Raw genomic sequence first — 4,697 nt, forward strand, 5'->3', positions numbered from 1 at the left:
GTCGAGTCCGTGCTCGGTCGAGACCCGGGTGTAGATCGCGCAGCGCAGGGTCGGCCGCGTGCCGGGAGGCGGGGCCGCTTGCGGTTTGGGCGAGCGTCCACTCATGCCTCAATCCTCCCCGCTCCGGCCTCTCTGCCACCACTGGTCTTGGCGCGTAGGCCGAAGAAGCGTGGTCCGTTCCACTTGGTGCCGGTGATGAGCTGCGCCACGCGGGACAGGCTGTCGTAGGTCGACCCGTTCCAGGCGTAGCCGGCGTCGAGTACCTGCACGGTGTGCATCACGCCGGCCCATTCCCGCGAGAGCGTCACACCTGGGGTGTGCCCGCGCCGATCCGGCACCGGCATCGACACACGGATGGGCATATCATCCCCTCCCTGGCTCACCTGGCCCCGCGCTTGTGCGAGCCGATCGAGAGCCCGCGCGGTATCACGGTCGAGGTCGCCGTAGGCGAGAGCCTGCAGGCGGTAGGCGATCACCCGAGCGCGCTGCGCGGGAGGGAGGCCGGGAGGCGGGGCCGCGCCGAAGATCTGACACCACCGTCGTTCGAGCGCTGCCGCGTCCATCCCGGCGAGCGCGTCGAGCGAGGCGGACATGCGGTCCGCCTCGCTCCCCGTGATGGGTCGGGCCCGCGCCATCAGGCGGAGGCCTGCGTCGGCACGCCCACCTGGGGCTCACCCCCTGTGCCTACCGTTGCCGCAGGCGTTGGCGTCTCTCCCTGACGCCGCGGGCGGGCACGGGCGGCGAGCGGGGGCGGCAGGATACGGTAGGACGTAGCCGTGTCCACGCGTGCCGCCTTCGCCAGCGGCTGCCCGCCGGACCGGATCCGCGAGAGGGCGGCGCGGGTGGTGTGCGGTAGCCAACCTGTCGCGGCGATCAGTTCAGCTAGCGTCGCTCCTTCGTCTCGCGCCAGAAGCGTCAGCACCAACGCCTTCTTGTTCGGGCGGGACACCGCGTCGGATACCGCGGGTGGGGTGAGGCCGATGGCTTGGTAGCCCGCGGGCGTAAGGCGATGCTGTCCGTCCGGCCCGTCAGGCGGGGTGATGAGCGAGTCGCGCAGGAAGTGCCCGACGAGCCGTTTGCGGCTGGCCGGCTTCATGGCTGGGGCGAAGTGCACGCGGCCGTCGTCTGCGGCAGCAGCCTGCAGGATGCCCGCCTCGGTGCGGGTGAGCGAGATGGTGGTCATGGGTCGGGATCTCCGTCAGCGACAGAATAGGCGCTGCCACGACCCCGACCCCGCCAGCGACGCGAGGCCGGTCGGCAGGGCGATGCGCATGGGGTCGGGGAGGTGACCCCGAGGCGGGGAAAGCTATCAGTCGTACCGTGGTCTGTGTCCCGACATTCGTCCGCTGCCCTCGGTCTGAATATGCGCAGCCTTAGCGCTAGCGGCTGCGTCGTGCCGTGGGACCACACACGCTCCGTTCGCTCTAGCAGTCCAGTCGAATGTGCAGACGGGCGCGGACGGTACGAAACTCCACCTCGTTGTCCACTGCCTACGGAAGCTCGTGACCCTAACCAGACCCTGGGATCGTCTGCTTCCGGGAAATTCGATTCAGCAGCTCTGAATGACCGGGTTTGGCCGGAAGCGGCTGATCTGCTTTAGATCGCGCGATGCTATATACCAGACACCGCAGCATTATCTCCCCCGCAGTGGAGGGATACGTTTCGCCGAAATTTGAATAAGTGACACGTTTTTCTGACAGGTTTGCAGCTGTTTCGGCCATTCCAACGCGCACGGACAGAGACTGTTAGAAAAACGGTCGTTTTTCATACAAACGCACGATAGGACGAATGACCGCTTGGGGTTGGAAGAGGGAGGGCTGCTGTGGGTGTTTCCTGCCCGTCTGCTTCTGGAAGACGGATGCAACGAAGCAGACATAGCCGCGGCGAGCACTCACAACCGATACAGAAAGGAGGGAGGTCCGCTTCCAGGCACTTGAGCGATCGTGGGACCCTCGGCCAACCTCGCGAAGCACCTGCTGTGGCTTGCCCACCTCAAAACTGTAATCGACCTTATGCTGGTCTGACGAATGCCGCCAAGGTCCCCACCCTTACATCATTGAATTCATTATACCATAAACAAGACAAATTAATCGCGCTAAGAATGCCAATTTTGGTTGTAAATTCAGTAAAGTCCCATTCTATGTTGGTGACAAACCACACATTCAGTTGTGAAGGCAAATCATGCGCCTCCGCTTCCCGATCTGTGTTGCTGCCTTCGCCTTCGGCAGTGCGCCGTACCCGGCGGCATTGGCCTGTGGGGACAGCGAAGCGGGCCTGTCCTGCGACGACAGCGGGTCCGGCGCTGAAATGGGTGCCAAATGGATGTTGAACCGCGCTACCAAAGCAGTGGCAACCGATAAGACCAAAGCGCTGACCGCATTCACTAAAGGGACGGATGGCTTTCGCACGGCCGACAGTTACGTCTTCTGCGTCGGTCCCGACGGCGTCATGACCGCCCACCCCAATCCCATCCTACAAGGGCACGACGTGCACGATCTGCACGACAAGACCGGCAACTACTTCATCAAGACCATGGTGCAGGATGCTAAGTCGGGACAGATTTCGATGATCCGCTACCTATTCCCCAAGCCCGGCAGCACGATCGAGGAGCCCAAGACCACCTACTACACGAAGGCGGGCGATCAGATGTGTGCGGTCGGCATCTACGACAGTGACGCAGCGTCACCGCAGGTTTCAACCCCGGAGGGGCGGGTGGCGAGCTTGCGGGCGAAGCTCGACGCGGAAATCCCGGCTGCGGCGCGTGCCGATTGGACCGCGTTTCTGGAGGCGCTCAATCAAGTCAGCGATGCGAAAGCGGCCACGATGAGCCTCGTCCGCGACAACCTGCAAGCGGCCGAAGCCGCCCTCGGTGCCACGGACGGGAAAGCCGCCAAGGGCCGGTAATAGACAGAGGTCTGCGGCTGAGCGAGATCTGGGGAGGTCACGGTGGGACTGCCCAACGTCGTGCCGCTGACAGAAGCCGCAACCTTCACCGTTGGATGTGCCGTGTTGAACGCCCGGCGGCTCGATCCGGAGCGGGTCAGCAGGGTACTGGCTTGTGTCGCTGCGTTGCTGATCGCCTGGGTGTTCGTCGCCCTGACACCCGGGAATATCTCAATCGATCCGAACGCGCTCGACCCGGCCGCCATATGGCCGCTTTCGGGAAGCGGTGATGGTCGTTCGTATGACTGGCACGGGTCGTAGCAGGAAGACCGCTTGGGATAGGTTTCTGCTGGTCTGCTTCAGCGAAATGTAGGCGACGAGCGGACGTCTAAGAAAATTCTTTAGCGCCCTGTACATTCGCACAGTATACCGCGACCGCTTTGCCAGAAGTGCAGAATTCAACGACAGATGGGTCTGTAAAATCACATGTAAATGATAAGTTTACCAGCCGTAATATTAGGAGGCTACGGCACAGAGGGAAGATCTGTAATTTCAACCTCGATAGCTACGGAGATAAACCATTGGATGATCCGTCGCCAAAGTAGTCGTGATTGTAAACCTATCGCTGCCCGTCGACTTAACTACCCGATTACGACCGTCACGCTTCGCTGTATAGAGGGCGATATCAGCTCGGCGAAGTAACGATGAGATGGACGCGTGAGCTTCCTGATTTGATACTCCGACGCTGAACGTTGCCGCTAGAGCGTTTTCGGTTTGGGCTGAATCGGACGGGTGGGGTTCACACCATGCTGTTGAGCTGATTCAGTGCGCGCTCCAGATGAGGAGCAGGGCATGGGCCGTCCCTACAGCCAGGATCTGCGTGAGCGGGTAGTGGATGCGGCAGGCGCGACCTCGCGCCGGCAAGCGGCCAAGCGCTTCGGGGTCGGTGCCGCGACGGCGGTCCGCTGGATGACGGCACTAGCCACGACCGGGACGGTGGCGGCCCGTCCGCAAGGACGGGCCGCCGCTCCAAGCTCGATCCGCACGCGGCGTTCCTGCGTGGTCTGATCGCCGAGCGGGACGACATCACCCTGGAGGAGATGCGGGTCCGCCTGCGGGAGGAGCACGCTCTCACGGTCGGGCTGGGGACCCTGTGGAGTTTCCTCGACGCGCGCGGCCTGACGTACAAAAAAAGACAGCCCACGCGACCGAGCAGGACCGCCCGGACGTGAAGGCCGCCCGCGAGGCATGGTTTGAGGGCCAGCCCGACCTTGATCCCGCCCGCCTCGTGTTCCTCGACGAGACCTGGACGGCCACCAACATGGCCCGCACCCGCGGGCGCTCGCCGCGCGGAGAGCGGTTGCGCTCTCCTGTGCTGCACGGCCATTGGAAGACCACCACCCTGGTGGCGGGCCTGCGCCTGTCCGGAATCGCCGCGCCGTTCGTGCTGGACGGACCGATCAACCGCGATGTCTTCCAGGCTTACGTCGAGCGCGTGCTCGTGCCCGAACTCATCCCCGGGGACATCGTCGTGATGGACAATCTCGGCAGCCACAAAGGGCCAGCCGTGCGAGCCGCCATCGAAGCGGCCGGCGCGCAGTTGCTGTTCCTCCCGCCCTACTCCCCGGACTTCAACCCGATCGAGATGGCCTTCTCCAAGCTCAAGGCGCTGCTGCGCAAAGCCGCCGAGCGCACCGTCGAAGGGCTATGGTCGGCCATCGGACAGCTCATCGACACTGTCACCCCAGACGAAAGCGCCAACTTCTTCGCTGCGGCAGGCTATGACCTAGATTAAACCGAAAACGCTCTAGTGG

At 63.3% G+C, this 4,697-nt stretch carries 5 protein-coding genes and 1 pseudogene; 3 read left to right on the forward strand and 3 right to left on the reverse strand.

The window, feature by feature from the left end:
- Window positions 1–101: 101 nt before the first annotated feature.
- Together MKK53_RS09640 and MKK53_RS09645 are read right to left on the reverse strand one after the other, a co-directional pair.
- On the reverse strand, window positions 102–593 hold the full coding sequence (locus tag MKK53_RS09640) for a DUF2924 domain-containing protein (RefSeq protein WP_243928482.1): 492 nt from the start codon (window positions 591–593) through the stop codon (window positions 102–104).
- 41 nt (window positions 594–634) lie between these two features.
- Window positions 635–1,183 (reverse strand): DUF3489 domain-containing protein, encoded by a 549-nt coding sequence (locus MKK53_RS09645; RefSeq protein WP_243928483.1) that lies wholly within the window; start codon window positions 1,181–1,183, stop codon window positions 635–637.
- A gap of 998 nt (window positions 1,184–2,181) precedes the next feature.
- Between MKK53_RS09645 and MKK53_RS09650 the strand changes: the two genes are divergently transcribed.
- Complete coding sequence (locus MKK53_RS09650) at window positions 2,182–2,904, forward strand: cache domain-containing protein (protein ID WP_243928484.1); 723 nt, start codon at window positions 2,182–2,184, stop codon at window positions 2,902–2,904.
- Between the two features lie 42 nt (window positions 2,905–2,946).
- On the forward strand, window positions 2,947–3,204 hold the full coding sequence (locus MKK53_RS09655; RefSeq protein WP_243928485.1) for a hypothetical protein: 258 nt from the start codon (window positions 2,947–2,949) through the stop codon (window positions 3,202–3,204).
- 231 nt (window positions 3,205–3,435) lie between these two features.
- On the opposite strand, the gene MKK53_RS09660 is transcribed toward MKK53_RS09655, so the two are convergent.
- Complete coding sequence (locus MKK53_RS09660) at window positions 3,436–3,705, reverse strand: diguanylate cyclase domain-containing protein (protein WP_243928486.1); 270 nt, start codon at window positions 3,703–3,705, stop codon at window positions 3,436–3,438.
- A gap of 30 nt (window positions 3,706–3,735) precedes the next feature.
- Between MKK53_RS09660 and MKK53_RS09665 the strand changes: the two are divergent.
- A pseudogene (locus MKK53_RS09665) lies at window positions 3,736–4,678 on the forward strand (IS630 family transposase).
- Window positions 4,679–4,697: the final 19 nt, after the last annotated feature.

Origin of the sequence: Methylobacterium sp. J-076 (assembly GCF_022829405.1) — a bacterium.
Classification (GTDB): domain Bacteria; phylum Pseudomonadota; class Alphaproteobacteria; order Rhizobiales; family Beijerinckiaceae; genus Methylobacterium.